The sequence below is a fragment of the Hungatella sp. SB206 genome, assembly GCF_051132295.1.
In the GTDB taxonomy this organism is placed as follows: Bacteria; Bacillota; Clostridia; order Lachnospirales; family Lachnospiraceae; genus Hungatella; species Hungatella effluvii.
Genome location: NZ_CP096603.1, coordinates 3,154,464 through 3,180,300, shown reverse-complemented (window position 1 = coordinate 3,180,300; position 25,837 = coordinate 3,154,464). Strand labels below are relative to the sequence as shown.

At 49.4% G+C, this 25,837-nt stretch carries 32 protein-coding genes and 2 pseudogenes; all 34 read right to left on the bottom strand.

Annotated elements, in window-relative coordinates; genetic code table 11:
* Positions 1–56: 56 nt before the first annotated feature.
* A complete protein-coding gene (locus M1L66_RS13915; RefSeq protein ID WP_320998666.1) occupies positions 57–425 on the bottom strand; it encodes a hypothetical protein in 369 nt (122 codons plus the stop codon).
* 24 nt (positions 426–449) lie between these two features.
* Complete coding sequence (locus M1L66_RS13910) at positions 450–1,118, bottom strand: hypothetical protein (protein WP_434693614.1); 669 nt, start codon at positions 1,116–1,118, stop codon at positions 450–452.
* Positions 1,119–1,194: 76 nt separating this feature from the next.
* On the bottom strand, positions 1,195–1,782 hold the full coding sequence (locus M1L66_RS13905; RefSeq protein WP_244053156.1) for a DUF4259 domain-containing protein: 588 nt from the start codon (positions 1,780–1,782) through the stop codon (positions 1,195–1,197).
* A gap of 48 nt (positions 1,783–1,830) precedes the next feature.
* The gene (locus M1L66_RS13900; RefSeq protein ID WP_117634802.1) at positions 1,831–2,169 is read right to left on the bottom strand and encodes a DUF3852 domain-containing protein; all 339 of its coding nucleotides are present in this window, start codon (positions 2,167–2,169) and stop codon (positions 1,831–1,833) included.
* Between the two features lie 87 nt (positions 2,170–2,256).
* A pseudogene (locus M1L66_RS13895) lies at positions 2,257–2,733 on the bottom strand (hypothetical protein); the annotation flags it as partial.
* A gap of 763 nt (positions 2,734–3,496) precedes the next feature.
* Positions 3,497–4,825: pseudogene (locus M1L66_RS13890) on the bottom strand (hypothetical protein); the annotation flags it as partial.
* Positions 4,791–5,408 (bottom strand): DUF6550 family protein, encoded by a 618-nt coding sequence (locus M1L66_RS13885; RefSeq protein ID WP_320998627.1) that lies wholly within the window; start codon positions 5,406–5,408, stop codon positions 4,791–4,793. The gene M1L66_RS13885 and the pseudogene M1L66_RS13890, both read right to left, overlap by 35 nt.
* A 105-nt stretch (positions 5,409–5,513) precedes the next feature.
* Positions 5,514–6,059: a hypothetical protein gene (locus M1L66_RS13880; protein ID WP_117634794.1), complete on the bottom strand. Its 546-nt coding sequence runs from the start codon at positions 6,057–6,059 to the stop codon at positions 5,514–5,516.
* Positions 6,056–6,460 (bottom strand): DUF4320 family protein, encoded by a 405-nt coding sequence (locus M1L66_RS13875; protein ID WP_117634792.1) that lies wholly within the window; start codon positions 6,458–6,460, stop codon positions 6,056–6,058. Before M1L66_RS13875 ends, M1L66_RS13880 begins: the two co-directional genes overlap by 4 nt.
* Positions 6,448–6,777, bottom strand: a complete 330-nt coding sequence (locus M1L66_RS13870) for a hypothetical protein (RefSeq protein WP_434693611.1) — start codon at positions 6,775–6,777, stop codon at positions 6,448–6,450. The genes M1L66_RS13875 and M1L66_RS13870 overlap by 13 nt, the downstream gene beginning before the upstream one ends.
* 28 nt (positions 6,778–6,805) lie before the next feature.
* Positions 6,806–7,678, bottom strand: a complete 873-nt coding sequence (locus tag M1L66_RS13865) for a secretion protein F (RefSeq protein ID WP_117634788.1) — start codon at positions 7,676–7,678, stop codon at positions 6,806–6,808.
* Between the two features lie 5 nt (positions 7,679–7,683).
* On the bottom strand, positions 7,684–8,613 hold the full coding sequence (locus M1L66_RS13860) for a type II secretion system F family protein (protein WP_117634787.1): 930 nt from the start codon (positions 8,611–8,613) through the stop codon (positions 7,684–7,686).
* Complete coding sequence (locus M1L66_RS13855) at positions 8,610–10,250, bottom strand: CpaF/VirB11 family protein (RefSeq protein WP_117634785.1); 1,641 nt, start codon at positions 10,248–10,250, stop codon at positions 8,610–8,612. The genes M1L66_RS13860 and M1L66_RS13855 overlap by 4 nt, the downstream gene beginning before the upstream one ends.
* Positions 10,244–11,056, bottom strand: a complete 813-nt coding sequence (locus tag M1L66_RS13850) for a ParA family protein (protein ID WP_117634783.1) — start codon at positions 11,054–11,056, stop codon at positions 10,244–10,246. The genes M1L66_RS13855 and M1L66_RS13850 overlap by 7 nt, the downstream gene beginning before the upstream one ends.
* Positions 11,057–11,926 (bottom strand): Flp pilus assembly protein CpaB, encoded by an 870-nt coding sequence (cpaB, locus tag M1L66_RS13845; RefSeq protein WP_320998625.1) that lies wholly within the window; start codon positions 11,924–11,926, stop codon positions 11,057–11,059.
* Between the two features lie 258 nt (positions 11,927–12,184).
* On the bottom strand, positions 12,185–12,580 hold the full coding sequence (locus M1L66_RS13840; RefSeq protein ID WP_173892493.1) for a prepilin peptidase: 396 nt from the start codon (positions 12,578–12,580) through the stop codon (positions 12,185–12,187).
* 1 nt (position 12,581) lies between these two features.
* Positions 12,582–12,926, bottom strand: coding sequence for a SpoVG family protein (locus tag M1L66_RS13835; RefSeq protein WP_117634776.1), 345 nt, complete (start codon positions 12,924–12,926; stop codon positions 12,582–12,584).
* Between the two features lie 41 nt (positions 12,927–12,967).
* Entirely contained in the window at positions 12,968–13,198 is a 231-nt protein-coding gene (locus tag M1L66_RS13830) for a DUF6133 family protein (protein ID WP_118077430.1), read from the bottom strand.
* A 55-nt stretch (positions 13,199–13,253) separates the two neighbouring features.
* Positions 13,254–13,811 (bottom strand): YodL domain-containing protein, encoded by a 558-nt coding sequence (locus tag M1L66_RS13825; RefSeq protein WP_117634171.1) that lies wholly within the window; start codon positions 13,809–13,811, stop codon positions 13,254–13,256.
* 131 nt (positions 13,812–13,942) lie between these two features.
* Positions 13,943–14,755 (bottom strand): hypothetical protein, encoded by an 813-nt coding sequence (locus M1L66_RS13820; protein ID WP_320998788.1) that lies wholly within the window; start codon positions 14,753–14,755, stop codon positions 13,943–13,945.
* A 27-nt stretch (positions 14,756–14,782) separates the two neighbouring features.
* Positions 14,783–15,100 carry a hypothetical protein gene (locus M1L66_RS13815; protein ID WP_320998787.1) on the bottom strand — a complete coding sequence of 106 codons (318 nt, stop codon included), beginning with the start codon at positions 15,098–15,100 and terminating at the stop codon, positions 14,783–14,785.
* Between the two features lie 164 nt (positions 15,101–15,264).
* Positions 15,265–15,840 (bottom strand): hypothetical protein, encoded by a 576-nt coding sequence (locus tag M1L66_RS13810; protein WP_117634157.1) that lies wholly within the window; start codon positions 15,838–15,840, stop codon positions 15,265–15,267.
* Positions 15,830–16,120 carry an AbrB/MazE/SpoVT family DNA-binding domain-containing protein gene (locus tag M1L66_RS13805; RefSeq protein ID WP_117634158.1) on the bottom strand — a complete coding sequence of 97 codons (291 nt, stop codon included), beginning with the start codon at positions 16,118–16,120 and terminating at the stop codon, positions 15,830–15,832. The genes M1L66_RS13810 and M1L66_RS13805 overlap by 11 nt, the downstream gene beginning before the upstream one ends.
* On the bottom strand, positions 16,113–16,541 hold the full coding sequence (locus tag M1L66_RS13800) for a hypothetical protein (protein WP_117634159.1): 429 nt from the start codon (positions 16,539–16,541) through the stop codon (positions 16,113–16,115). Before M1L66_RS13800 ends, M1L66_RS13805 begins: the two co-directional genes overlap by 8 nt.
* A complete protein-coding gene (locus M1L66_RS13795; RefSeq protein ID WP_320998786.1) occupies positions 16,541–16,924 on the bottom strand; it encodes a hypothetical protein in 384 nt (127 codons plus the stop codon). Before M1L66_RS13795 ends, M1L66_RS13800 begins: the two co-directional genes overlap by 1 nt.
* Positions 16,911–17,810, bottom strand: a complete 900-nt coding sequence (locus M1L66_RS13790) for a DNA adenine methylase (RefSeq protein ID WP_434693602.1) — start codon at positions 17,808–17,810, stop codon at positions 16,911–16,913. The genes M1L66_RS13795 and M1L66_RS13790 overlap by 14 nt, the downstream gene beginning before the upstream one ends.
* Before the next feature lie 66 nt (positions 17,811–17,876).
* Positions 17,877–19,058, bottom strand: coding sequence for a hypothetical protein (locus M1L66_RS13785; protein WP_117634162.1), 1,182 nt, complete (start codon positions 19,056–19,058; stop codon positions 17,877–17,879).
* A gap of 316 nt (positions 19,059–19,374) precedes the next feature.
* Positions 19,375–21,009: a hypothetical protein gene (locus M1L66_RS13780; protein WP_320998784.1), complete on the bottom strand. Its 1,635-nt coding sequence runs from the start codon at positions 21,007–21,009 to the stop codon at positions 19,375–19,377.
* A complete protein-coding gene (locus M1L66_RS13775) occupies positions 21,003–21,710 on the bottom strand; it encodes a hypothetical protein (RefSeq protein WP_320998783.1) in 708 nt (235 codons plus the stop codon). Before M1L66_RS13775 ends, M1L66_RS13780 begins: the two co-directional genes overlap by 7 nt.
* 153 nt (positions 21,711–21,863) lie before the next feature.
* Entirely contained in the window at positions 21,864–22,295 is a 432-nt protein-coding gene (locus M1L66_RS13770; protein ID WP_320998782.1) for a hypothetical protein, read from the bottom strand.
* A 24-nt stretch (positions 22,296–22,319) separates the two neighbouring features.
* Complete coding sequence (locus M1L66_RS13765) at positions 22,320–22,748, bottom strand: hypothetical protein (protein WP_368271397.1); 429 nt, start codon at positions 22,746–22,748, stop codon at positions 22,320–22,322.
* Positions 22,749–22,839: 91 nt separating this feature from the next.
* Positions 22,840–23,685, bottom strand: coding sequence for a hypothetical protein (locus tag M1L66_RS13760; RefSeq protein WP_368271398.1), 846 nt, complete (start codon positions 23,683–23,685; stop codon positions 22,840–22,842).
* 232 nt (positions 23,686–23,917) lie between these two features.
* Complete coding sequence (locus M1L66_RS13755; RefSeq protein ID WP_434693596.1) at positions 23,918–25,603, bottom strand: recombinase family protein; 1,686 nt, start codon at positions 25,601–25,603, stop codon at positions 23,918–23,920.
* Positions 25,604–25,658: 55 nt separating this feature from the next.
* Positions 25,659–25,820 (bottom strand): hypothetical protein, encoded by a 162-nt coding sequence (locus M1L66_RS13750; protein ID WP_171905590.1) that lies wholly within the window; start codon positions 25,818–25,820, stop codon positions 25,659–25,661.
* Positions 25,821–25,837 lie beyond the last annotated feature (17 nt).

The following is a 25,837-nucleotide window of genomic DNA, read 5'->3' as shown; positions in this document are numbered from 1 at the left end:
ACCTCTTTCTTAATCCTCATATTTCCGGTCTCTTTCCCGAACAGGCTGGACATCCGTCATCTTTCCCACAAGCAGATGTTCCGGGTGGATACTATCTTCAAATCCAAAGCTCCCAGGCAGAACAGCGTAAATTCACCGCCGACCAGTCCCCGGCCTTCTCCCTCTCCACTGTGTTCATAACACTCAATCCTGACTTCCAGCTTCCTTGTGTACTGATAATCCCGACAGTTCTGCCTCATAAAAAGTGTTTCTAAAAATGCCATATCCAGTACGTGATCCGGATAGAGGGATTCCCCTATTACTTTTCCATCTGCAATTACAGATACCCGGGAGTACCGGAGCGTTGCCTGATCCTCCGGCAGATAGCGCTCATTGGACCCCCTCATCGGGTCATAATACGCCAAGTATTCGTTTAATAATTTCATAAGTAGCGTCCCTCCCTGCCTGTGTTACATTTGAAGTCCGTCTTGCATATGCAGGTTTTCTTCTCTGCTCTTCCATGCTTCGATCTCATCCATCAGTTTGAATACGTTCGGATTAGGACGGTACAACATGCTCCCGCTTTCATCAACCTCCGCCACACGGCTTCCCTCCAGATACAGCTGTAGCAATCCGTCCTCTACTCCTTTTACCTCAAACCCCATTTTCTCAGCCGCGGCTGAAATGTCTTTAAAAAAGCGGCTATCTTCCCTTGTTTCTGATGGCGGCTGTTCTTTATATCCTGCCATACTCCCAATGAGGAAACACAGATGAGCCGCCCATACTTTATCCATGTCCCATCCATCTGCCAGTTCCTTTATAACCGCTTGAACCTCTTTCACCCGGTCTGCCGCCTCCGCACCTTGTGCGGAAACCATTTCACTCGCATAACGGTATAGTCCATTCACCGCAGCAATTTTCTGTTCCTCTGATACCCGATTCGTCCTGCCCATCTGGACTGCACGCCGCAGCGTTTTGTCAAACTGCTCCTCCCGATCCCTTCGATTACTTAACCCCCAATATGCCTCCATCTCCCCGATCATTTTCCTCAACCGACCAATGCTCTCATCGCTTTGCGCTCCTTGGTTCGTTTTGATCATGGCTGCGTATTGGGTCAAATGCTTAATACACGTTTCCATCAACAGCTTATCCTGTCTGTCATTTGAAATCATATCTGTCTACTGATTTTCTCCCATCCACATCCCCTATTATGCCTTACAGCCCAAGTTGATTCTGTAAAGGCAGCTCCACCTCTCTGCTATTTTCCATCTCCTGATGCTCTGGCCTTTGTAATGGAATCAGCTCTATTTCTGCTTCTGGAGAATCAAGAATTATATCCAGACGGCCGACCAGTTTTTCCATATGCTCCTGCCAGTCAATCCAGTTTTTTTCCTCAAACCATCCTCCCCATTTCGCACCATCCCCTGTTTGGGACTCAGCATATTTCTTTATAGCATGGAGTGTGTCAAAAATATAGTTCCGAATCCAATGGACCGTTTCTCTGGATGCGGTGAAAGAAGTGATTGAACAAAACTTATGCTCTTCCGTATTCCAGTCCTCCTCATCGTCCAGGCTCTTGACAGCCCTATCTACAAACTTCAACATCAATTCCGCCAACGCCATCACACTGGTGTGGGCCCCTGCCATCTCTACATCCGGAGGCGCATTCCATGAGTCTCGCTTCAGGGCTTCCAGCAATGTTTCAAGCTCCAGTTTACCATTCTCCGGAAGACTCTCCCTGATAAAATCTATCGCATCCAGACCTTCATCCGACTCAAATGCCGTGATTCCCCAGCACCCCATTCTTCTTCCTCCCATATTCTTATTCCAAACAAAATCTTATTTCACTTCTTAGATTCCAACAATCTGCCACACATACATCGGAGCAAATAGACTGAATACCAGCCCTGCAAACAAAATAGCGGCCGGAGTCCATTCAATCTGACCATGCTTTCGGTAATCCATATAGGCAGTAGCTACTTTGATGAAAAATAGTAACGCCAATACCAGATCAATCGCCGGGAACACCACGTTGTTGACCACCGTCTTGATCTGGGACGAGGCCGCTTTCCAGGTGCTTTCCACTGCTCCTGCTACGTTCCCAGTGTTAGCTGCAAAGGCAGTCATTCCAAACATGGTAGTCAGAAGTAAAACAACAATCAGTGCAATCATCCATTTAAACTTTTTCATATGGCTCTCCTCTCATATGGAAAAAGCCGCAGAAATCCTGCAGCCCTCACTTTATTTACCTATTTTTATACCCTAAAAACCGTTATCCTACCTCGGTTTCTGAGGCGAAATATGCCAATCCTGCCAAAGATTCCCTCGCACCTGGACCGAATCCGTCAGATTCATAGACAGCATCCCCGCCGGCGTCCAGCAGTCAATCAGCCAGGTATAGGGCGTGTATCTGCCATCGGGATACCAGATCGGCAGAAAATGTGTCCTCCGCCCATAGGTACTGAATGGGTTTTCCTCAAACCCAAACCGTGTCTGGTATCCCCGCCCCATCCGCTCCAGTACACGCCAGTAGTTCTGATAATCAAATTCTGGAAAGTATGTGATAGCATTCTGGGCTTCTGTCACTGCATGGCTTTGATTGGTGCTCACCCCTGCTGTCACTGTCTCCTGGATGCCATATCCTGACTTCAGTGTATCTCCGGAAGCGGTCGGGGATTTCTCATCTGGATGGATTTTCATCTCGGCAGATAGACTGGCATGGTAACGGTCATAATCGAATTCCCACCAGCCGTACCGATAGGTAAGCCACATCTTTTACCTGTCCACATATTGCGAACAGGCAGTCAGAGGGCTTTTCCCCCGGTTCGCACCGTGCGTGAGAGTTTCCCCTCACACGGCGCTCCATCTATACAGTTGCGATTCCTGTACAGACTATGCCCCTTCGCTCCACACCCATTACGATGCTTCCTCACTACTACGGGCTGCCGTCCCACAGCTTCACAGGCCATTTCCTACCTGTTAGAGCGAGTGCAATAACTCTTTTAACGACTTACCGTTCTCTGCTGCGGTTCCTTCGTTCCCTGCATTCTAGCTTTACATAACAGTTTTAGCTCTACTCTGTAGCCCGACTGCCATCTTTAACCGGTGTGACGCTTGCTAAAGACATTCGACCACGGTTTCCCTATGGTTTTCTGTTGGACGGGACGACCACAGATGCCGTCCAACGACAGTACCCCATTCGGGGCAAATACCTTCTTATTTTGGTATCCTTGGTGTTACGAGCTGTACGTTCAAGTATTCGTCAGCCTTTCGACATACTAAGCATGACTGTTTTTTAGCCCCCGCGGTTACTTGCCCCATCACAGGCGTTTTTACCGCTCTTCACCGAGCTTCATACACTGGACTCATTGCCTGCCAGCGCATGTCGGAGTATTAGAGATTTTGTCACCTCTCACACGAGGTCAGGCAGGAATTACACCTGCCGATTCAAATACAGAGTTCAGATTTCCTTTGCAAATCTGTTCAGCTTTATTGTGCATTTCTACACAGATTAACTGAAAACGAAGCGCGCATGGTCGCACCAATATCCATCGTCATCATCGTCACCACTGTGCCAGACCCAGTAAGAATACCACCATGGCCTCCACACACCCCAATCGGCTCTCGTCACCTGTTCCCTACTTGGAACTGATAGGATTGTAAATCCGTCATTCCGATCATCCGCATTAGGATCCGGAGGAGGATTCTTACTCAAGTCTACGATATTGGCTGTAATCGTGTTTTTGTCGGTCCTTCCCCCGCCGGATACCGTGACATGTATGGTCATGGTATCCGGTGTGGAAGGTGTGGTCCAGCGAATCCAGGCAATCTGACTATCCCCATCCGGATAATATACGTGATCCACGCGCATCGTCTTTCCGGCCACCCGGAAGGTAACCGAGACCGGGTGATCCGGATCTGACTGGCCTCCTCTTACAGTCACAGCGGTGATAACTTCCGTATTCACCCGGTACTCATAGTCAAATGCATCCACGGCTGGCGGCGTGGTTGTCTCATTAAAACGCACAATTCCCAGCCCCAGGGACGTGATGATTTCCCGGTTGGAGCGCACACCAGACTTTGGTCCGCTCCAGGCAGGATAGCCTAAATCTGCGGTCTCCAAAAACATGGACAGAGGCAGATTTTGAAATGCAACCGTAGGGAGCATTGCCCGCATAGCGCCGTTTACCGTCTGATCATACAGGGCAGCTTCCGTGGCAGTCATTGCCACGTTCACCCCCTGAAACACAACGTAGGCAATCGGTTCCAGCATCAGCTTATACTTGCCGTTTGTCAGCACTTCAAAGTCCATTCCTGTCAGGTTCGCAATGCTACGGATGACCTGCTCGTCAGTAAAATAGCTTTTTATCGCCTCAATACTGGCCGCACCAAGACTCTGGGAGCTGATGATCCGCGGCAGGGACTGTCTCGGATTTACGAACGTATAAGCCTCACCGCTTGCACTCAGCGCAGTCCTTTTGTTATAGGACAGCTTGCTAACCTTCCTAAAGTGCAGCTGGATATTGGTCGGCCTTTTATTAGTAAAGTCAATGGGCTGTGTCACCGGGGTCCTGGTATCCGCCAAGATGACCGTCACCCTCACGCCCTCCATGCCGGGCGTCCACTTGTTCTGTGAGGTTCCCTGTCCCATGGACCCGCCGCCTCCATCCAGATTCCCTTCCCCGACTGCATATGCAGTGAGAGGAGACATAAGCATCAAAGCCATTGCCAGCACAGCCAGTATCTTTGCCCCATTCCTACACATTTTCAAAGAAAAAACACCGCCGAAGCGGTGTCTCGTCACAATCCTTTTAATCCATAATGCCAATCTTATTTCCATTCTCATACATATCCTCAGCTACCGTTCCCTGCCCTTCACCAATCTCATCAATCCAGCCAAATCCCGGTACATAAATCTTCCCATTTTGTGTGTCTCCATACTGCGGCTCCCCAGCTTGTGTGGGTGCCTCGCTGGGCTGCACCATCTCCTCATGAGGCATGGCCTCCAGAGTACCTTCTACGGACTCTCCATCCGGCTTTTGGGTAGGATTTTTTAACACCTCTTCTGGAGGAGCAGTTGGTTTTTCTGGAGCCGGCTGCACAGCCTGTTCCGTCCGGTCCGTCTGTGCCGGCAGAGCCGCTGTTGGCTCCGTTGTCCCTGCTCTGGAAGGTTCCGTTGCCGGTTCGGTTCTCACCATGATATGCGGTTTGCTTGTCTCTGTTTCTTCCTCTGTTGTTGCTGCCTCTGTTGTCTCAGTCGGTATTACCACTACTGTCACCGCTTCCGTCTGTTCTGTCTGCTCCTCCGACTGATTGCCTCCCTGTGCCTTTCCTCTGAATTGGCTGCCGATTGCTGCAATCAATACAGCTCCCACGACCACGCAACCAAGGACAGCCAGCCGCCGCTTCATTCGCTCATTCAGTTTCATTGATTACGCCTCCTCATACTTTTATCTTTGTACGACATAGCATACAGTAACCCTCTCTAAAAGTCCAGCGACTTTTCCCATTCCCCCCTCTTTCTCCCCTATTTTTCAGAATACTTCAATATAACCCGCCTGTACCTTAATTTTCATCTTCATGGGAGGAAATGTCTTCCCTGCAAATCGCACCGGAACCTCCAGCCAGACCACGGCATCTGCTTCAAACCGTTGAGCATTTGCAGGGTCGGAGGGTGCCAGGGGTGCATTGCGGATTGTAACGTCCAGCCCAGTTATTTTGTACTCCAGGGCACCTCCGGTATATTTTACACGTTTTCCTCCCTCCCGCCGGGTTCCCAGAGTTTCACCCAAGTGGTAATAAATATCCCCGGTATCCACCGATTCCTCAAAGCCGTATCCTTCCGTATAATATCCTCCTGAGTATCCTTCCCGTACCCCATGATATACATTGGCATAGTTGTCATTTACCACCACAACCACTGCATCCTGCAGGGCTTCCTTTACCCCAGAGGCAATCAGGCTCAGACGGAAAAATTCCATGATTCCGCACAGAATCAAAAGGCAGGCCAGAGTCACCGCGATTACCAGAGGGAACGCAGTCCCACGTTTATCTTTCAAACACACCAGCCATTTTTTCATTTCCAATACACCTCAGACTTTCCGGTTGCTGCAGCCCGCAGGGTGACGGGGAAGGAACCAAGTCCTCCAAACAGCCCCAGATCATAGCGGCAGGTCAGCTGCACGGTTACTTCCTCATTGAGCTGAATCCGACCACTGGCTGACCAATGGATCTCGGGGTTAAGTCCTGTCTTCTCTCTGAGGGCAGCCGCCCTCCGGTTCGTCTCGTTCCCAATCTGGCCCGCAATCTCCGCCTCCCTGCAAAGCTCTGTCGCAAAGGTATCCAGCTGCTGTTTTGCTATAAATACTGGCAGAATCTTTACAGAAAGAGCAAGGACCAGCATCACACACAGGATTAAAACTGCCACATCAATGTACCCTTCCCCGTCTTGTCCGGCAAGTATCTTCTTTAAATGCGACACACCATTCCCTCCTCACTGGTTCTGGCAGGAATCACTTCCGACTCATTTAATCGCGTCAACACATACCAGGTGCCATCCGCATGGTTCATTGACTTCACCTTCTGCTGTAAAAGTTCCTCCGCCTTGATTTGGACACATTCCCTCCAACTATAGGGATTTCCTTGGACGGCTTGACCCGCCAAAAGATTCCCTATCTGCTCCGGGACCAAATACACATATCCACCAGGCGTCATCATAAATACAGGTTCTTCGGGATGTCTCTCCAAAAACTCCCGCACCGTCCCAGTCGCTCCTGTCTCATTCTCCACGCTGCTCATGTCCTCGCGCCTCCATCTTTTTTCTTTTCTAAAACATACTTTCCATGGACTTTAGAATCTCAAATACGATAATCGCCAGGTAAGTGATAATAAAACACACCAGCATGAGGAAGCTGAACACACGGATCTTGTGCGGGATCTTCTGGGCTTCCTTTTTCAGCCGCTGCAGCTCCATCTGTTTGAAATCATGAAACAGCATTTGAAAATACATGGCCCCATCATCGCCGCGGAGCACGCCAATCAGCCCACGAACCACATCGGAGAACATAGGAGAGTTGAGCCTAGCCTCAAACCGGGTGAGCGCTGCCTCGTAACTGGAGGAGCGCATATCCGCCGCCAGGATTTCCAATTCATTGGCGAATTCTTCCCCGGCGTTCTTTTTATAGTTCTCCACAATGGACAGCACATCCCGGCTGTTCTTCAGTTCCTGCTCAATGGTTGACACAAATCGGGGCAGCTCGCCTTCCAGCTCTCCCCTCTTCTTCGCCAGCAGATCATCCGCCCGCTCCTGTTCCTTGAAATACACCATCACCGCCAGAATCACATCAATCACAGCCAGCAGCGGAAAGACCAGCAGACAGGGAATGACTCCCAGCAGCACAAGTCCTGCCTTGGAAATAACATAAGCCTGATATACCTCTGGCTCCATGTTCAGCCCGCTGGCCTTCAGAATATTCTTCTGCCGTCCCCGTTTATATTCATCCATGTGGATATAAGGCGCCAGCTTCACTGCCAGGGAAAGGAAGTACGTTTCCATGCTCTTTGCTGCCCTTCTGTTTTCCCTCCCTGTATTAATCATTGCCTTCGATGTCTTTAAATACGGCAGCCGGAGCAAGTCCGCTGCCAAGAAAAATAATCCGGCAGCCAGCAGTCCGCCAAAGCAAACCAGTAATCCAATCATCCCCGTCACCTCCTGTATTCCAGCGGCTTAGTCAGACGGATCACACATGCCGTGCTGACAAAGATAAGAGCCGCTGATACTGCCAGGATGATCTGTCCCACATAAGAAAACATCAGAGTCTCATACCAGCTTCGGTTTAAGAAATACATTAACGGGATATTTCCAATGACAAGGATCACCATGGTAATAAATTCCTTCCTGGGTTCCGTCACCAACAGCTCCAGCTCCGCATTCACGATCCGCATATCTGATAACTTGCTCACAATCGGCGTCAGCGTGGTCTTTAAGCTACGGTCATACTGACAGTCACACAGTGCATTACACCACTCCTCGAACACATCGTTCTCAATCCGCCCTCTCAGTGCCTGCAGCCCGGCTTCCACATCAGGATTCACCATCCGCACCTGGGTCGAAAATTCCTGGAACACGTTGCGAACCGGCGGATTTAAATAGTGCAGGTTTTCCTCCACCGCAGTCAGGATATCCTCATTTCTCAAATACGCTGTAGTAATGATAGACAGGGCGGTCTCCAGCTCCGCCGCCACGTTCTTCTTGTAATGGCCGGCCGTCAGCCGCACATACCAGAAGGGGAAGAACAGGAAGCCCACCGCCAGGACCGGGGCCAGAAAATAATTCCCCATCAGGATTGCCAGGGAGCCGCCAAGACAGAACAAGGACAGGCTGGCTGCACAAATCATGGAAAAACGGCTTTCCCTGCCCGTCATAGCCAGGATCTCCTGAGCTGTGCGGATTTCCCGGCGAAACACCCCCGGCTTCTTCCGGCTGGTGGCCTCGTTGATTTCCTCCTTTATCGTCCTGGGCTTTTGCATCAGAAAACCAAACAGGCCGTCTGTAAATTCCATCGGTTTTAATCCCAGAATCAAAAAAGCGCCGGTTATCATACCGGCACAGGCCAAAAGCTGCATCAATGTCATACATTCACACCTCCCCTCAATCGTTTCAGCGTCTCGCCCGGCATCCCGTTCTCCAACAGCCGTTTCGCCAGCCCGTCCGATATGGCATGTACCTGCTCATGGTGGCCTTCAATGATGAATTTCCCGTCTTCCACCCGGTTTTCCGTGATCTTGTACTGGAACAGCGGCCGGTAGCTTCTGGTTCCATCCAGACGGATTTCACACTCTTGGATTTCCATCAGACGCCGTTCCCGGTTTTCCAGCTGTTTACAGAATGCCACGATTGGATAGGCCTCCGTCACATAGGATAGGAGAGTCTCATCGCTCATATCCACCGCACGTTTGCACAGGGACACCATACGCCGGTATGTGGCTTCACAGCTGTTGGAATGGATGGTGGTTACCACCGCCACGCCGGTCCTGGCCGCCTCCTGAGCCGCATTGGCCTCCGGCCCGCGCATTTCCCCCACCACAATAATATTCGGGTTAAACCGCAGCGCCATGTCCAGCAGGGCAATCTGATCCACCCTCTGGCGCTCATTCTCACTGTCCCGGGTCAGGGTATGGATGACGGAATTCGTTACCACACCTTCCTTCTCGCGCACCAGAGCCAGCTCCCTGGAACCGCTCTCAATGGTGTAAATTCGCTTGTTATCCGGTATGGTGGTCAAAAGCCATCCGAGCAGTGTTGTCTTCCCAGAACTTGTCGCCCCTGCCACACAGATGGATATCCCATATCGCAGACACTCGGTCAAAAAGTCCATCATCGGCTGGGTGGCCGTTCCCCCGTTTATAAAATCTTCCTGCTTCATGGATTGTGGATTTACAATACGGATTGAGGCTGCAATCCCTACGTCCTCATCCACCAGCGGCGTTTTCATGGCTGCAATTCGGATGTTTTTGGATAGATGCCCCAGCACTGCCGGGCTGGCATTGTCCAGAACCATGCCGGACGTATGGAGCATACGGCGGATCACATTGATTGCGTGCTGAGGACTCTCAAAACGCTCGGTCAGTTTCTTCGTAACGCCTCCGGAATACTGGACTTCGATATCCCGCCAGCTGTTGACGTCAATCTCCTCAATCCCTGTCCCATACACATACTTGGTGAGGAAGGAGAACTCCGCCATTTCAGTATAAATGGTATCCACCAGGTCCTGACGGTCCATTCCCTTTACTGCAATCCGGTAGTCCTGCACATACTTGGTGATATAGCGCTTAATCTGATCCTTCACGTCCTCGCTTCCCTGGTCAATGATCAGCGTGGAATATTTGCTGGAAATGTACTCCTGCACTTCTTTTAAAACATCCGTAAATTCCCGGCCTTCTCCTTCTGGAGAAAAGAACAGGTTGTGGGCGAGCGGAGCCCGTACCTCGGAAAGAAGAGGTCCCCTATCATCTCCTGGCTCCTCTATATCATCTGATTCCTCTGGCTCCATTTCACCCGGGGCAGGCTGTTTTTCTGGCACAACTGCCTCGCTTTTTTCTCTCTGTTCTGATTTGTCCTTGTATTCTATTTCGCGTCTCTTGGAATCACTATATTTCTGCAGTTCTACTTCCTGATCATCACCAGCCACTTCTGCCATTGCTGCCGGTACACCAACTTCCTGCTTTGATCCCGGCCCAAATATATCCCCGGAGCGCTTTTCCCCTAACATCCAAACACCTCCCTGCTGATTGCTTCAATCGCCTTTCGGAACCCTTTACTCTCCCGCAAGGATAGATCCGCCAGAAGATCCCCGGCCAGACTCTGCGCCGCCAGTTCCGCACAATACGGCAGCTTAAATGTCACGCTTCCAAGCACCTGCTCCACATGTTCGCTGGCCTCGTTGAGCTTGATGTTGCTGGCTACCTTGTACTGTTTATCCGCATCCCATTTGTTGTCCCGCAGCAGGGGCAGCTGGCTGGAAAGGTAGCTGATACTCTTCAAATCGCAGTTTACCAAGCGGAGAACCGCATCGGCCTCCATCAGAGCAATGGCCGACAGGATATCATTGGCAATGTAGCTTCCACAGTCGATGATCACATAAGGGGCCATTTCCCGTAGACACGTAATCAGCTCTGTTGCCTGCTTCGCGTTGTAAGGCGGATAGGTATATTCATTCTCTCCCCGCAGCATCCCCATCAGGGTCAGGTAGTCATACTTTTTATGGGTAATCAGATTGTGGCGGACCAAGGATTGTGTCACCTGGGCTGCCGCCAGCACACTCCCCAGGGAATGTTCACATTCAAGGTCTGCCGGAGGGCAGATACAGGGCAGCATGGGAGCCGTCATATCACAGGTCAGGAGGACCACGTTCCGCTTCTTTCCAGCCAGGTACCTTGCCAGCTTCACAGCCACTGTGGATTTACCGCTTCCCGGACTCCCCCAGACCGCCAGGATCTGATTCCCCGGCTCATCCACGAAGTCCTCCTGCGCCTTTGCCGAGCGGTCGAAAATACTTCCTTTTTTGAAATTCAGCATTTACTCCACCCCGCTCTCGCTTTCTGCGGTTGCCCCTGTCTCCTCTCCCTGTACTGTTTCTCCACCGGCTTCTTCTACTGTATCTGTTTCTTCGTTTCCGCTTTCCTTCTCCGTATTCTCTTCCGTTCCCTCACCCTCTGGCGGATATAGTTCTTCCAGTATGATTTCCTGGGCCTCCACAAACTTCCGGGCATTTTCCTTTGTCCCCCGGTACACCAGGGATAAATGCAACTTCCCTTCCGCCTCCAGTTCCGCAAGAACCTTTCCCTGCTCCGGTGTAACCAAAAGGGTCACGGTTCCCGGCAGTTCTTTCTCCGTCTCCTCATCGCCCCGTTCCCCGGTATTGGCGTCATATCCGCTGTTTGCCGTTACTGCAATAACCTCCACATACTGCAGCTCCGGCGGAATAATTGTAGAACCCTGCTTTCTAAAATCCGGCGCAATCACAGATACAATGTCACCACTGATCAGTTTTCCGGATAACCCATTGGCAAAGGCCTTCACACTGACAGAAATGGCCTGCTTTTCCCCATTCAGATTATAAAGATATGCATTCTCCGCTGCCGGTTCCTCCGCCACCTTGGAACGGACGATATAGTCACCAGGAGCCATATCCGCCGATGCATACTTGCCAATCACTTCATCCAGATTGTGCACAACAGACTCCGGCAGGTTGTAAGCTCCCACCTCCACGGATTTCACCATATCCTTTGTGATCTCATCCCCAATCCAGATGTTTTTTGTGACCCGGACAATCTCTGTTTTCTCGCTGATCGTCCGGTTAAACATCGGCGTGATTGCAAAGCAGATCACCAGGGACAGTACAATGCAAAGTAAGCCGATCACGGTTCTGTTCTTAAAGAAATTCATATCTCTCTCCCTTCTTCTCTATCCTTGGACCATACAAAATTCAGCTGTCTCGGATATTACAGGGCCATCTGCCTTCTCCTCCAGTTCAAACGGTTCATAATACATGGTGAATGCATTGGCTCTCTCAATTTCCATATTGATTCTCCTTACCTTACTGCAGATAAATCTGCCTTTTTTATGAACCGAAAACAGAAAACACTCACACAGCCAATCAGTACAAACAACCTAAGAACCCTCTTCTTCATTTTCCAACTCCTCCTAAATATAATAGGCGGCAGCGTATCCAATCGCCAGGAATGGAGCCATTGGATACGCAGAGCTTACCTGCTTTCTGAAAAACAGCAACACGCACTTTGAGCACATATGAAACAGAAGCTGAAGCATTAATCCTACTACCATTCCCATCAAGGCACCCGGCAGTCCCAGCACAAGGCCGCAAGCTGCAGCCAGCTTCACATCTCCGCCGCCGATTCCCCCTTTTACTGCCGCTGCCAGGAAAAACAGCGCTGGAATAAGCCCCAACAGACATTCCGGTTGAGCGTGCATAAGGAAGAGGGCGGCGATGCCGCCGCTCACCCAGTCCGGAATCTCCCGCCGTTTCAGATCCACAAAGGCAGCGGCCAGCAACAGATAGAGAAACAGAACTCCCTGCACCCTACATCTGTAGGCTCGGCTGTTCCCCGGCCTGTTCCGCCGCATCCGCCTGAGTAGTGCCAGTCTGCTGGGCAACAGACTGCTCCAGCGCCTGCTGATAGGCCGATAACACTGCATTGTGAAGCTGTTCCCGGAACTCTGCCGTTACCGGGAAACACACTTCCTTATATCCTTCCGTTGTCTTCCGGCTGGGCATGGAAACAAAGAGTCCACGCTCTCCTCCATCCACTACTTTGATCCCCCGGATTCCAATACAACTGTCGATGGTAGCGGATGCATATCCCCGGATACTTCCCGCCTCTCCTGGCGGGTACATGGATGTAATCCTTACGTCTACAGTAGGCATATAAAGTTCCTCCTTCTTTCTTTATCTTTCTGCGTTTTTTGTCAGCCTGCATAGTTGAACATCTCGGTAATGCGCCGGGACAACGTGGGTAACACATTTTCAGAGAATAATGCGTACAGACCCGCCAGCAGCAAAGCACCGATCACCACAGCCATCAAGATTTTGATAGCACTATCGATGAAATTTTCACCGGAACGGTCTGCAATGACTGCCCGTACTTTACACATGTTCCACTCTGCCGCACGTTTTACACGCTCAAATCCTGCTCTCATAAATTAATCCTCCTCTCATGATAAAAGGCAGCCTTTCGCTGCCTGATTTCCATCTTTACAACTGAAGCACCTGGGACTGGATCGGTTCCGGTCCCCCAAATGCAACCGGTTTAAAATCCCTATAGTCCACGTAATAGAATTCACTGGTGTCCTCATCGTATAGCTCAATCACATCTGACACCGAGAGGGAATGTCCCGTATAGCCTGGAACCTCCTGCCCTCCATCAAATTTCTCGTAGATCCTATCCAACTCATTGGTCTCTATTTCCCCGTCATAGACCATGTGGTAATTCTGTGGGGCCGGTTCTCCGAATCTCGTAACCAGCGTATCATAGCCAATGAATTTCATATGGATATTGACATCGGACTTCAACTGCCAGATCCGGCAGTTCTTCAAGGGTTCACAGCCCTGAGTCTCTGCCTGTCCATTCATCAGCCGATCGTATACGCCGCCCTTCCATACCACGGCTTCAATCCCGCCCTGCCGTTCCAGATAGGCTTCCAGTTCCTTTCCCTTAAAGATCGGGTCCACCACCGCCTGGCTCCCGGCAACATATCCGGCTGGGTTTCCAAAGTATAAAATCCTCCCGTTTTCCACCCGAATCCCACGCATGGGCATTCACTCCCTTCTTGTTGTTTCAATCACTTCTTTACTGCCAACGGCGTCTTTCCCAAGCGTTATTACTCCCATTTGCAGCGTCCCTGGCTCAAAAACCATGCCACATCTCAAGTTCCTCCTAACAGTTACAGACTCATGCCTTGTGAAAGAGCGGTACCGCTCTCCTCCTGTTCCATCCTGTTTTTCCCTCCCGATTGGTTCATCCGGTGGGCTGACTGGATCCCTTCATATTTCTCCTTGTGGATAATGGCTGCTTTCACATAGACGGTTTTTCCGTCTTTGTATTTCCGGTAATGTCCTCTCCTGGTGTGAGGCAGCATTTCATACCCCGTTCTCCTAAATCCGCCTCTTCCGCTGTTCTTCTTGCTAAAAAAATAGACAGCTCCGATGGAATCCGGGGCTGCTCCTTCCTGTTTCATATCGAACACCTTGATACTGTTTTTGTCTACAAACCGCTGACTTTGAATCGCCTTTCCTGCATACTCCGACTTTCTGGGATGCTCCTCCAGATACTTGCGCCGTCTCTGCTCTGCCAGTTCCATTTCCTGCAAATAATCCAGGAGACTTAAGAACACCGCCGTCACACCGTCCGTCTTTCCGACCAGGTTTTCAATGGGAATTTTCCTGCTCCCCTTCAACCGGTCTAGGATTTTAATACAGAGATCTTCATCCTTCTCTACCAGATAGGCACAATCTACGCCACTGCTTCCCTGTATGTTAATAATATAATGCACATCATCTGCCACCAGCCGGTTCAGGCTCTCCTTATCTGTTTGGGTCATCTCATAGTAACCGTATTCTTCATAGAGCCGCTCATTGATCAGCAGAAGCTTGGGAACACAGTCATATTCGGTATAATATTTTCCCTTCTCCCTATCGTATTGAAAATGGCGGCTTCTCTGCTCCGGCAGGATGGATGAGGCAGACTTCTCATCCACATACCGCCGTTTCTTCTCTGACTGTCCTTAAAAAAATGGGATCATGAGCAGCATATCCAGATAATGGTCCAGGCGCTTCCGAAACTGCTTCATGTCCCGCCCTGTCAGATCCTTCAGACAGCGTTTTCGGTCCTCCTCCTGGCTGTAAATAAAATCCGCCAGACGTTTTTTCTTGGTTGCCAGCGTTATTAACGCCTGGCTGCGCTCTTTCTTGCTCCCCCTCTCCAGTATCATTTCCGCTGTCAACAGGTCGCTGACTAGTTCTTTCCGCTCCTCCCCTTCCCCCACCATGTGGTTGTAAAACCGGTACTGGGGAAGGTTCATTTTGTCCACGTATTTAGACATCCGCTGCCCTCACTTTCCTACTTCTACCTACTGTATCAACTCAACACCATACCATGCTGTACGCCGGAAAGCGATTCACAAAAACCAACAAACATTGGATAAGAACATGCAGCAGACCTGGCAAAACCATGGGCCGCTCAGTGTGCTAAATCGCAATTCTCTTCTTACATCTGCATTGGTCCCGGACTGCCTTCCAATCCCTGGCGCATTTGATCTAACTCTTCCTGTGTGGGGTAAACCTGCCTGCCATCCCGCACCTCCCAAACACAGAAATCATTCCGGTCACAGAGCATGATCCGGTGCTGATAGGATTTTTGCATTTCCACATATTCCATGGCTTCCTTTTCATTGCAGAGCCACACCCCGGCCGCATACCTTCCATCCTCCAGAAAGCTGTATCCGCTGTACTGGGGTTCATGGTTCTCCAAAGGCAGGGCTCCAAGTGGGCGGATCTGGGAAAGCTGCAGCTTCTCCTCATCCGGCAGCAATTCCGGCTTTAACACCCCAAGCACATGATCCCGAATGCAGCGTTCAAACTCTCCGTTCTTTAAATTCACCAGAAACACAGACTTTCCCAGGGCATTCGCATTGGCTCCTTTCCCGCCTGTGCAGTAATAAAGTTGCCGGCCAAAGCCAGCCTCCTGGGCAGATTCTTTCAGGACAATCACCTTCCCCTTCAGAGAACAGCCACTTCCTGTCTCCACACAATCCCTGTCTGCATAAATCCGACTATCCGACATGGTATTCCTCTTTCTCCCGTACCAGCCCGGACAGGTCTGAAATCAGGCTTAAGCGGACCGCATCTGGCATGGTTTTAATGGCGGCGCGGACGTAGGCTTCTACTGCTTCCGGTGACTGGTCCCCCACCTCCACGATTTCTACCTTACGCACGGATACCTTTCCATCCTGGAGCTGAAGGGCCAGGATATCCCCGCCGCACATACCGGCCGCCAGACGCAGTTCCCGCGGAATTAACACTCTTCCCTTACTGTCCATCACCTTATATACCAGCTTACTCATCGTAGTACCCTCCTTCTTCGATTGTCTTGTACGCTTCCTCCGCAGATATCCCAAACAGGGACAGGATCTCCAGAAGCGGCGCCTGGACCGCCGCCATGGGATCCGTATCACCGATTAAAATCGCCCCCGGAATCGTCTGCACCACCAGCCCTGCATCCATTGGGATATGGGCATCGTTCAGTAAATCATGAGGGACTACCAGCGCTGCCTCCTCCTCATCGGCAATGATATCCGTCTCACAGATCCCCGTTTCCACCTGAAACCGCGGCCCATAGCCGTTAGCTTCTTTTACCGGACTGGTGGGGGCAAACTCCAGCGTTACCAGATTCCCCGGAGGCAGGCACATGCTTTCCAATACACCTGGCGGCAGGATGATGCTTCCATCCTCCGCCACTCTTCCATTGATTTTCACGTTTCTCATCACGCCTCCCTTTCCTCTCCTTCTGCTGTTTTATCCTGCTGTTCTAACTCCCGAATGAATTCCTGAAGTTCCTCTTCACTCACACTAAGCTGCGCGGCCTCCAGTTCCTTCACAAGCGCCGCCAGCCCGCTTATTTCCTCCAACAACTGCTCCAGCCGTGTTCCATTGCAGTACCCGCTGAACGTCCGCAGATAGCCCTTTACGTCCGCATGATACTGCCCGGTTTTCTGATTCCTGACCATGGCAAAGTAACAAGCCGCCAGACAGCTGTCATCCACCTTCACGAAGAGGTGTCCTCCAGCTCCAATAATCAGGCGCTGTTTTCCTTCTGTCTGTTCCTCCAGCCGATGCTTTGCCCACCAGAGTTTCTCAATTCCTTCCATCTTCCGTCTCACCTCCCAACAGCCCGGCAGAAAACAGGTTCATCTGCTGTGGGCCCCATTTCTTCCGCTCCTGGGGATCATAGTTGGTAATGATTACCTCCGGGAATTCACACCCACGGTCATAGCGCTGGGCCAGGTTATTGATCCGGCTGACCGCCGTGATGTGGCAGCCCTCGTACAGCCCCCGGATATAGTCGCAATCGTTATAGCTGACCATCCATTTTCCCTGACAGCCTGCCAGGGTTTCCCGAAGCCTCACATGGTCCTGCCTTGGGAACTCCACCTCATAGTGGTCCTCCGTCATAAAATAGGGCGGATCGCAATAAAGAAAGGCGTTCTCCCGGTCGTACTGCCGGATGAGCGCCTCAAAGTCTTTATTCTCGATGACCGTATTCGCCAGCCGGTCCGCCGCCTGCCAGATCAGATAGAAGGTCTTTCTCACATCAAAGGGCTGACAGCCAAAGGATGTGCAGCCGCTTCCATAGCTGTACCGGATTACCTTGTAAAATGCCGCCGCCCTCTGGACATCCCCCGGCGCTGCGCGTTCCAGAAGGAGGGAACGCAGTTCCTCGAACTCCATGAGCGGCAGGTTATGCCTTGCCAGCTCCAGTTCCTGCGCCAGGAAAGTCCGATTGAACTCCTGCCCCTCTAAAAACCTTCGCAGCACAAGAAATTCATCCCTTCCGTTTAAAGGCAGGAATCCCAGCTGGCGTAAAAACTCCATGGGATGGTTCTTTACACAGGCATATAAATTGGTCAGGTTGGAATTGAAATCATTATAGACCTCCATCACCTTCGGATCCGGCAGTCTCCCGAACAGCACCCAGCCTCCGCCTCCGAACACCTCAATATAACGCTCAAAACTGGCCGGAGACAATTCATACACCGTGTTCCGCAGCGCCTTTTTGCCCCCCACCCAGGATATAAAACTGTTGATACTACCTCGCCTCCTCTATCCCATTTCCTGCGTCATCATGGCATGGTCCTCCGATTGAACTTCCACCAGGTCGGGCTCCTTTGAGACCGCCCCATAGGCTGTGAGCTTCCTTCCGGTCTGGACATACAGTTCTTTCCCATAACCTTCAAAGTCAAACCTCCGAAATGCCTGTGCCTCCAGGTCTGCTCCCATCTGCTCCAGACATTCCCTGCCGTAGGTGGCATAAGTCACCTGTGCCGGATCAAACGCATACTGAGCCAACCTATCTGTCAGCTCAGTAGCCTGCTCTAAACTGGAACAGCTTTCAAACTCAGCCACTGCTTTGTATTTCAGCAGCTCCTTCTCCGTCATGGACGTTACCTTCACCGCCAGGTAGTTCCACCGTTCTATGTCATGATCTTGCCCTGTTAACTGCTCAAAAAGCGGAGCAGCAGAACGCACTTTGGCAATCCTACAATACTTGAATGATTCCAGTCCCAAACTCTCGAACACCTGGACTTTTGTCGCTTCATCATACGGAAGTTCCAACCAAACTCCCACTCCTAAATCTTCCGGGTTCGTTGCCTCTGGGACAAGGTACAGAGAAAACAGAGATTGGTGAATCTCTACCTGTTCCGGAAGCTGCTTCCCGTCATAGACTTCCTGCCACTGATCTGAAACACGGTAGCAGTAGCCCCTGGATGTAAACACGCCGTTTTCCGTTTCTCTTACATATGCTCCAACCTTTTCAGTATCTAAAAGCGGGTAAATGTCTCCTGGCAGCTCCTTTAACAGTGGATCCAGATCATTTTCAATGGTCATTTCCCCGATATCACTGTCACATCGGATCCCTGGGAGGAATTCAAACCGCTCCAGGTTATACAGACCATTGATAACCTGCTTCATATTTTGCTCCGGAAGAACCTTTAAAACCCCTTCATAAACTTCAATCTGCCGCTCTGTCATTTGTGACAGCTTATAAGCTAACAGATTTAATTCCTCCAGTGTATGATTGTAGCGCTCCAGAACCGATTCGATAAAACCCGGCCAGTACCCTCCGCGGTCCAAAAGATAAGGCTCCCCCTCCTTTAGTCTGGCCCTCTGAAACGCATCCTTTACCGCCTCCTGGTGAGCCGGCAGAGAAAGAACACTTCCCTGATAAGCAGGATCTTCCTCAAACTGGAAGGCATAGATCCATACCTTCATGGGTTTACTCATACCTCTCATCCTCCTTTCCTTTTCTCCCTCTTCCTCTTGCATGGTTCACTCCATGCTCATTCCCTGCGAAAATGTCTTCTGGACAGACTCAGCTTGCACCAAGCGGCATTTCTCCGCTACCTCCTGTACCAGATTAAGCGATTCCTCCAGAGCTCTCTTTTCTGTCTCTAAATCTATATTTGATCGCAATGCTATGATGATCGTCCTTTCTGCCTGCTGCAAATCGCTGCGGACACGTTCATAATACCTCCATCTCCCTCACCTCCTCTTTCAGATTTATCGTTTCACAGCTGTCGACTGGCTCCTTCCCTTCTTTTTATGAGATGCCGCCCATCCCCTCCATGCCTGTCAGTTCCTGCTCCGAGACAATCCCCTTCAGCTCCTGTTCCGTCTGTACACGAAATTTAGAATGGCCAAAATAGACATACAGATCACAATCCGACTCACACTCGATGCCTTCCTGTGAAAAACATTCTCCCCAGCCATCACAAGCTTGTCCGACCCATTCCCGTTTGAGGACCTCCAGTTCTTCCGGATTCAACTCCCCATGGCTCTTGATTTCCAGCACACCCCAAAGATTATATTGATAACGTTCTACGGTTGGGCGCATACTGATTACCCTTTGTTTTAAAAGTTGATTATCCAGGTACTCTCCAAGTCCTTTTTCTGTTTTTAAGATATCATCTGCGGCAATCGCCTCCCGGATATCCTCCTCATAAGAAATCAATCCAACAGAAGAAAGTGAAGAGGAATACTCATCCTCATCCACCAATTCTGCCAACAGCGGACTGTACAGTCTGATAACGGAAGCATTCTCGCTCAGTTCATTGCAATGCCACTCATCACACAGCACGGTTCCCTGTTCCGACCACCTGGTTCCATCCCGCTTCATCAGCGCCTTTCCCAGACTGTTCCAATCCAGGTATGCTTCACAAAACCGGGAAACATACAGCGAACCGTCATCTTTCATCCGCCATCTGGCATAGTCTTCTGGTGTTCTAAATTCTGAAAGGATCTGATAATGATCCAGGTCACTTAAAACATCCGTGGCCTCATCCAGGCTGCGGGGGCATTCCGCGGTTAACACCGCTTTCAGCTTTTCCACGATCTGTTCCGTGCCGTCCAACACCTTTTCTTTTAAAAACCAGGCAAACCGGTTCAGTTCTTCTATCTCACTCCCTACCGGAAGATAATGACGCAGTTCATCAAGCGGTCCTCCGTACTGATTCCATTGGCATTCGGAAAACTCCTGTATCCCCAGTTCCTTTTTTGCCAGCTCCATTTGTTCTTTATCTGCCGGGATTGCCAGAGAAACATTTACCAAACCATTTTGCGAAGGGCGGCGCAGATGAAGCAGAAATAGCGAATTTTTATCATATCCCGGATCCGGAAGGTAGTTCTGATACACTTCTTTATAAACAGTATCCTCACGCTTTAGGACCAGACCACTTGGACAGTAATCCCCTCTGTGGTCTGCAAAATAGGAATCTCGGATCCGTCCAAAATCCAGCATAGGATACAGTACCTCTGGTATCTCAATCTGTTTCCCCCTGCGTAATAGCTCTGCCGCAATTCGCCCCGGATCACTGATATCCTCCAACAGATCATAGAAATCCAGGTTAAAGGAAAGATTGATGATCTCCTTCAGCGTTCCGGGCGCTTCCAATTTAAGCGCCACAGAAAAAATGTCCTGTTCTTTCCTTGTCATATGCCGCAGCCGCAAATCCAGGAAGTCCAGTTCCTTCCGCATCATCTCATCTCCGTAATCCATCCCTGTAATCATCTCTGACAGTAGCTGAACCGATGAAACCAGAGAACGGACCGTCACCGTCTGATTCCCAGCTTTTCCCTCGTCCAGTATCTTTTTGACAGCCTCAAAGTCTGAAGCCGACATAGGAATTCTCATCAGCTCTGAAACCATATCCCCATAGCCAATCCGGATTTCTAACATTCCACTTCCTCCTTTAAAACAGTCCCTATTCCATGCCGGCTGATTAAGACCGCATGGATAATCAGACGCAGCAGTCCGTCATGGAACAGTTCCGGATCCCCTAATTCTGATAAAGACACATAAGATTTTCCAGTACATAATTCCTTAGCCACACAGAACGTTGCATAGCTGTCCAAATCAGCCCCGCGAAGGCGGAATCGGATGAAGTCAATCGTGCGCTCCTGCACAAATGGCCCGGCCTTTTCCCAAAGCCTCTCCTCGCTGCTCAACAAAAACACGGCTGCTGCAAATCCCGGTTCCGTCACAAGCCCCGGATATAGACCACAGCGCATGAGCGCACGAAACCGCCGCCTGTGTTCCTCACTTTTAAAAAACATAATCCCTTTCTCCCCTTCCTCCTGGAGCTTCCCTACCCGGACCGTCAGGGCCGAGCTCGGCAGCTCCTCTGCCAACAGTCTGAGTAAGATCTGATAGAATGCGGGAGGCATTTCCTCATCCGCTGCGGTATACAGATGTCCATCCATTTCCTGTTCTTTTTCTGCTCTCCACACATTGACATACAGGCAGCTTCCAACTCCCGCTGTCTCTCCAGCCTGTCGGCTCCGGATGACCCCGCTTCTACGCGGTCTGAACCCTGGCACCTGCTGCATTTCCCGTTCCAGCTCTGCGATTGACGTTCCTTTCATAAATCTTACAGTCATGGTTCTCAGTCCTTTCTTTCAAATCGGTGGGATTTTGACATAAAAAAAGCAGCTATGCCCTTATTCTAAAAGACATAACTGCGGTTCCATGGTCTCACCAGATGCCAGCACTTTCCTGTCAAAGCCCGCCTGATTAATTTCCATTGCTTCTCTCTAACGGAATACCATGGATTCCAATTCATCCAGCCACCCCATATCCATCTCTTCTGCTTTTGAACTGATACTCTCCATACGGTAACCCAGTTCTTCCAGTCTGCTCTGGACTCCTTTTACACAGTAGTTGGAAAATCCTTCCGCCTCCTGTTTATTTTCATCGTAACAGGAAAACTCATACTCCACCCTTACCTTGTAGCCGTCCAGAAACCGCAGCGTCAGATCGCTGGTGATATATCCCTTAAGACTTTCATCATTTAGGAATGCGGTCTGAATGTCATGTTTAATCTTTTCCTTCATCCCTTCATACATCAGGCAGTTATTCTCTCTGTCATCAAAACCAGTATGAAAGGTTATGGCTGTATTCACTGTATAATCTTTCAATTCATGATTCACCATCTTTCTTTGATGTATTGACCTTGCGAAAACCAATTAATTGGTAATCCCCCTACCCTTTTACTGCTTCATCGACATCCCGCCCAGACCAGCTTCCTCGCCTTCCCATGCAGAATGAGACGGGTGTTCACCCAGCTGTTGAATCTCCTCTGTCTTTTGTGCAGGCGCCTCGTCCAGAAAACCTCCCAACCGGTTCGGAACATAATCAGACAGCCAAGTACCCCCAAACGTCTCATGGCTCTTAATTCTCCATATCGCCAGCTTTCCAAGATCGAGTTTCACATCCTCAAACGGAAACAGCAGGTTGGTCAATCCCTCATGGCAAAATGACTTCACATGCTTAAACTCTGTCCCCTCCAATAAAATGCCTTCCTGTGTTAACAGTTCGTTGATTCCGTCTATCCACTCCTGCGCATCCCCTCCGCAGCCTTGGAGAATCAGTCCCTCCTGATTTGTCATCCTGCGTAATTCATTGGCTATAATCTGCATGAAATTCCCCCTACTTTTTTCTTATCTATTAAAAAGGCCAGCCATTTTTTGATCTGACTGACCTGGAATTTTTATTCGATTACCTTTTCGTTTACATCCCCAATGCTGGTGCCTGCTGATTCTCCATGCTCTGACAATGCTCAGTCACCAAATCATTCAACTCCTCTATGGAACCATACTCCAGCAGCCAATCCCACAGCGTTGGCACTCTGCACTGGATGGCTAACTGTTTACATTCGCTCCAGTTTGAAATTCCCATAGCGCTCTTGAGCGCATCCATTTTGCTTTCGATTGCCGGAAGGCTCAATGTATAGTTATCATAAGGATTCCCTTTATAAATCCATACTTTAAAACTACAAGTCTGTTTGAAATCCGGATCTGGTAACTCATTCCCTCTATAGATGGGCTCCAGTTCTTCTTGAATCCCGCTGGTATAGCCAAATGCATGAAACATACCACCGTGTTTTTTTATATAATCTTTTCCAATCCCTTCATAATTAAATCTGGCTGCCTGTTCCTCCATAGCCATATCAGCGTTTCCCTTCAGCAGATATTCTCCTAATTTTACTTCTGTAGTTGCGCTCGGCAGATATCTGAATTTATCCATGTTGCAGGAGAGATTGATCATATCTTGGATCGTCTCCGGTTTCATCATATCAATCACGGTTCCGAATACCGCCTCATCCTGGCTGTCCATCCATTTCACACGATAGGCCAGGTAGTTCAGTTCCTCCAATCTTTTTTCTGACACCGGGACCTCATACAGGTACTGGCGCAGATTTGGAATGGACGATTCCACATAGGCGGTAGCTGTTTCCAACGGAACTGTATCCGTTCCATTCAGAAGAGAATAAGCTTCTCTCATTTCTTCGATTGTAGCCGGCAGACTGATACCTACACCAGGGCTTACTGTCCGGCTCAAATAAATCTTAAACATTTAATTTCCCCTCTCTATCCCTCCGCATATAGCCGTTTCTATTTTTGATACTCTCTATTAAAAAGGCCAGCCATTTTTGATCTGGCTGACCTGAAATTTTACCCCATATCCTCTTTTACCCGTCTCACATCTATGAAAAGGCCAAAAAATCGGGGTCAAAAACGGCCATTTTTTGCCCGATTTTTTCCTCGATTTTTCGCCAAAAACCACTATATCTTGCGGTTTAACCCTTCTATTTTCCTTCCAAACCACAATTCCGCATCATTATTACCACCTCAACGGTATTCCCTTTGTCCCACAAAAGCTCCGTAACTTCCCCGCCATCCCTGAACACCGGAAAATTCAGACCAATCCGCTTTAGCGGATATTCAGACTCGTCATTCCTGTAAATTTCAATTTCCTTAATCAAGGCTGTGACCACATTTCTCTTTTCTTCGTCATTTATTATATTATAAACGCAGTCGAAATTCACCATGATTTTGTAAATATTCTCAAGAGTAATTGCCTGCTGCTTAATTGCATCTCGCCTAAGTCTGGCATCTTCGATTTTTTCCTCCAGCTCAACAATGACATCATATAGGGAATCTAACCGCAAGGTCATATCATGGAGCTTTCGTTCCCGGTATTTTGCATCAGCAGGGAGACTGTCAATTTCCCGTTCCAATCTTGTTTTATTCAGATCAACTTCCTTCAGCTTTGCCTGATAACCCTCCAGTTCCTTATCCACTGCTTTCGTGTCAATCTGAACGCCAATCCGTTTTTTAATGGCTTGGGCATATTCCTCATTCCTTACGATCTCACGAATTGCCTCAATGACCATCGGTTCAATATCGGTCTTTTTCAGCATCGCCTTATATTCACAATGCTTACCCCGGACCATCCTATTCCGACTACATACATAATAGTAAATTTCTTTGTAAGTGCCATCTTTATTTGTCCATGCGTGTTTATTCGTATACATGGGACTTCCACAAACCGGGCATTTCAGCAGACCTGATAACAAATGAACTCGATCCCGCCCAATTTTTGACGGTTGCTTTACTCCGGTTCTAAGACGCTTGGCATGAGCCTTTTCCCATACCTCCTCACTAACGATTCCTTTATGCTGTCCCTCTGTCAGAATGTAATCGTCATTTCTTTTCATCTGGTAATCGTTTTTTGTGCCTTTGACTTTTTCCTTCGTTCTCCGTCCATAGGCAATTTTACCGCAATAAACCGGGTTATCCAATATCAGTTTAATAAAATGTCCTGTCCAATCCTCTAATGTGCCATTCTGCCTCGGAATTTTCCGTATACCTTGTAAGTTCAACTGATTCGCAATACCACCCAAACCGATTTCCGATGAAGTATATAATTCAAAAATCTTCCGTATTGCCACAGCCTCTGTTTCTTCAATCATCAGCTTGTTATCTTCCAGTGTATACCCGTAGGGAGCAAAGCCACCATTCCATCCACCTTGCCGTGCCTTTTCGCGCCGCCCGTTCATCGTCTGCTCGATAATATTCTCACGCTCAATCTCAGCCACAGCAGATAGTACAGAAATCAAAAGTTTTCCGCTTGTCTGAGAGGAATCAATCCCTTCTTCTATGCAAATCAGATTTACACCATAAGATTGAACCAACTCCAAAGAGTTAAGTATATCTGCTGCATTACGGCCAAACCGTGACAGCTTATACACTAAAATATAGTCAATGTCCAAGCCATCCTCAATATCTCTGAGCATTTTTTGAAAGGCAGGCCGTCCCTCAATGGATTTACCGGATTTACCGGCATCTTCATAAGTATCAACAACGATCATTTCCTCACGATCCGCAAATCGTGTCAGCATATTTTTTTGACCTTCCAGGCTGTATCCGTCCACTTGCATCTCTGTGCTGACCCTCGGATACAAAACACAGCGTTTTCCATATCGGTTCATAATTCATACCTCCAAAATTTACTTTTGGAAAATATCCTATGTAAAGCTGCGATTCTCACGCAGCTCCGTCAACCTCGCCCAGCACTCTCATACCATATTTCTCGATGATATGTGCCAGCGAAGTGATAAACGCTTCAAATTTTTGTTCCGCCAGAAGTTCTTCTGACCGGATTTCATCTGAAGGAATCAATGCGCTTTTATGCTGGATATTCTCCATTCAGAATCACCTCCGCA

Bases quoted from the DNA above. Each gene is read 5' to 3' on its own strand.
- M1L66_RS13915 (WP_320998666.1), bottom strand. From the start codon at position 425: ATGAAATTATTAAACGAATACTTGGCGTATTATGACCCGATGAGGGGG.
- M1L66_RS13910 (WP_434693614.1), bottom strand. From the start codon at position 1,118: ATGGAAACGTGTATTAAGCATTTGACCCAATACGCAGCCATGATCAAA.
- M1L66_RS13905 (WP_244053156.1), bottom strand. From the start codon at position 1,782: ATGGGGTGCTGGGGAATCACGGCATTTGAGTCGGATGAAGGTCTGGAT.
- M1L66_RS13900 (WP_117634802.1), bottom strand. From the start codon at position 2,169: ATGAAAAAGTTTAAATGGATGATTGCACTGATTGTTGTTTTACTTCTG.
- M1L66_RS13885 (WP_320998627.1), bottom strand. From the start codon at position 5,408: ATGAAACTGAATGAGCGAATGAAGCGGCGGCTGGCTGTCCTTGGTTGC.
- M1L66_RS13880 (WP_117634794.1), bottom strand. From the start codon at position 6,059: ATGAAAAAATGGCTGGTGTGTTTGAAAGATAAACGTGGGACTGCGTTC.
- M1L66_RS13870 (WP_434693611.1), bottom strand. From the start codon at position 6,777: ATGAGCAGCGTGGAGAATGAGACAGGAGCGACTGGGACGGTGCGGGAG.
- M1L66_RS13865 (WP_117634788.1), bottom strand. From the start codon at position 7,678: ATGATTGGATTACTGGTTTGCTTTGGCGGACTGCTGGCTGCCGGATTA.
- M1L66_RS13860 (WP_117634787.1), bottom strand. From the start codon at position 8,613: ATGACATTGATGCAGCTTTTGGCCTGTGCCGGTATGATAACCGGCGCT.
- M1L66_RS13855 (WP_117634785.1), bottom strand. From the start codon at position 10,250: ATGTTAGGGGAAAAGCGCTCCGGGGATATATTTGGGCCGGGATCAAAG.
- M1L66_RS13850 (WP_117634783.1), bottom strand. From the start codon at position 11,056: ATGCTGAATTTCAAAAAAGGAAGTATTTTCGACCGCTCGGCAAAGGCG.
- cpaB (WP_320998625.1), bottom strand. From the start codon at position 11,926: ATGAATTTCTTTAAGAACAGAACCGTGATCGGCTTACTTTGCATTGTA.
- M1L66_RS13835 (WP_117634776.1), bottom strand. From the start codon at position 12,926: ATGCCTACTGTAGACGTAAGGATTACATCCATGTACCCGCCAGGAGAG.
- M1L66_RS13830 (WP_118077430.1), bottom strand. From the start codon at position 13,198: ATGAGAGCAGGATTTGAGCGTGTAAAACGTGCGGCAGAGTGGAACATG.
- M1L66_RS13825 (WP_117634171.1), bottom strand. From the start codon at position 13,811: ATGCGTGGGATTCGGGTGGAAAACGGGAGGATTTTATACTTTGGAAAC.
- M1L66_RS13815 (WP_320998787.1), bottom strand. From the start codon at position 15,100: ATGTCTAAATACGTGGACAAAATGAACCTTCCCCAGTACCGGTTTTAC.
- M1L66_RS13810 (WP_117634157.1), bottom strand. From the start codon at position 15,840: ATGTCGGATAGTCGGATTTATGCAGACAGGGATTGTGTGGAGACAGGA.
- M1L66_RS13805 (WP_117634158.1), bottom strand. From the start codon at position 16,120: ATGAGTAAGCTGGTATATAAGGTGATGGACAGTAAGGGAAGAGTGTTA.
- M1L66_RS13800 (WP_117634159.1), bottom strand. From the start codon at position 16,541: ATGAGAAACGTGAAAATCAATGGAAGAGTGGCGGAGGATGGAAGCATC.
- M1L66_RS13795 (WP_320998786.1), bottom strand. From the start codon at position 16,924: ATGGAAGGAATTGAGAAACTCTGGTGGGCAAAGCATCGGCTGGAGGAA.
- M1L66_RS13785 (WP_117634162.1), bottom strand. From the start codon at position 19,058: ATGAGTAAACCCATGAAGGTATGGATCTATGCCTTCCAGTTTGAGGAA.
- M1L66_RS13780 (WP_320998784.1), bottom strand. From the start codon at position 21,009: ATGTTAGAAATCCGGATTGGCTATGGGGATATGGTTTCAGAGCTGATG.
- M1L66_RS13775 (WP_320998783.1), bottom strand. From the start codon at position 21,710: ATGACTGTAAGATTTATGAAAGGAACGTCAATCGCAGAGCTGGAACGG.
- M1L66_RS13765 (WP_368271397.1), bottom strand. From the start codon at position 22,748: ATGCAGATTATAGCCAATGAATTACGCAGGATGACAAATCAGGAGGGA.
- M1L66_RS13760 (WP_368271398.1), bottom strand. From the start codon at position 23,685: ATGTTTAAGATTTATTTGAGCCGGACAGTAAGCCCTGGTGTAGGTATC.
- M1L66_RS13755 (WP_434693596.1), bottom strand. From the start codon at position 25,603: ATGAACCGATATGGAAAACGCTGTGTTTTGTATCCGAGGGTCAGCACA.
- M1L66_RS13750 (WP_171905590.1), bottom strand. From the start codon at position 25,820: ATGGAGAATATCCAGCATAAAAGCGCATTGATTCCTTCAGATGAAATC.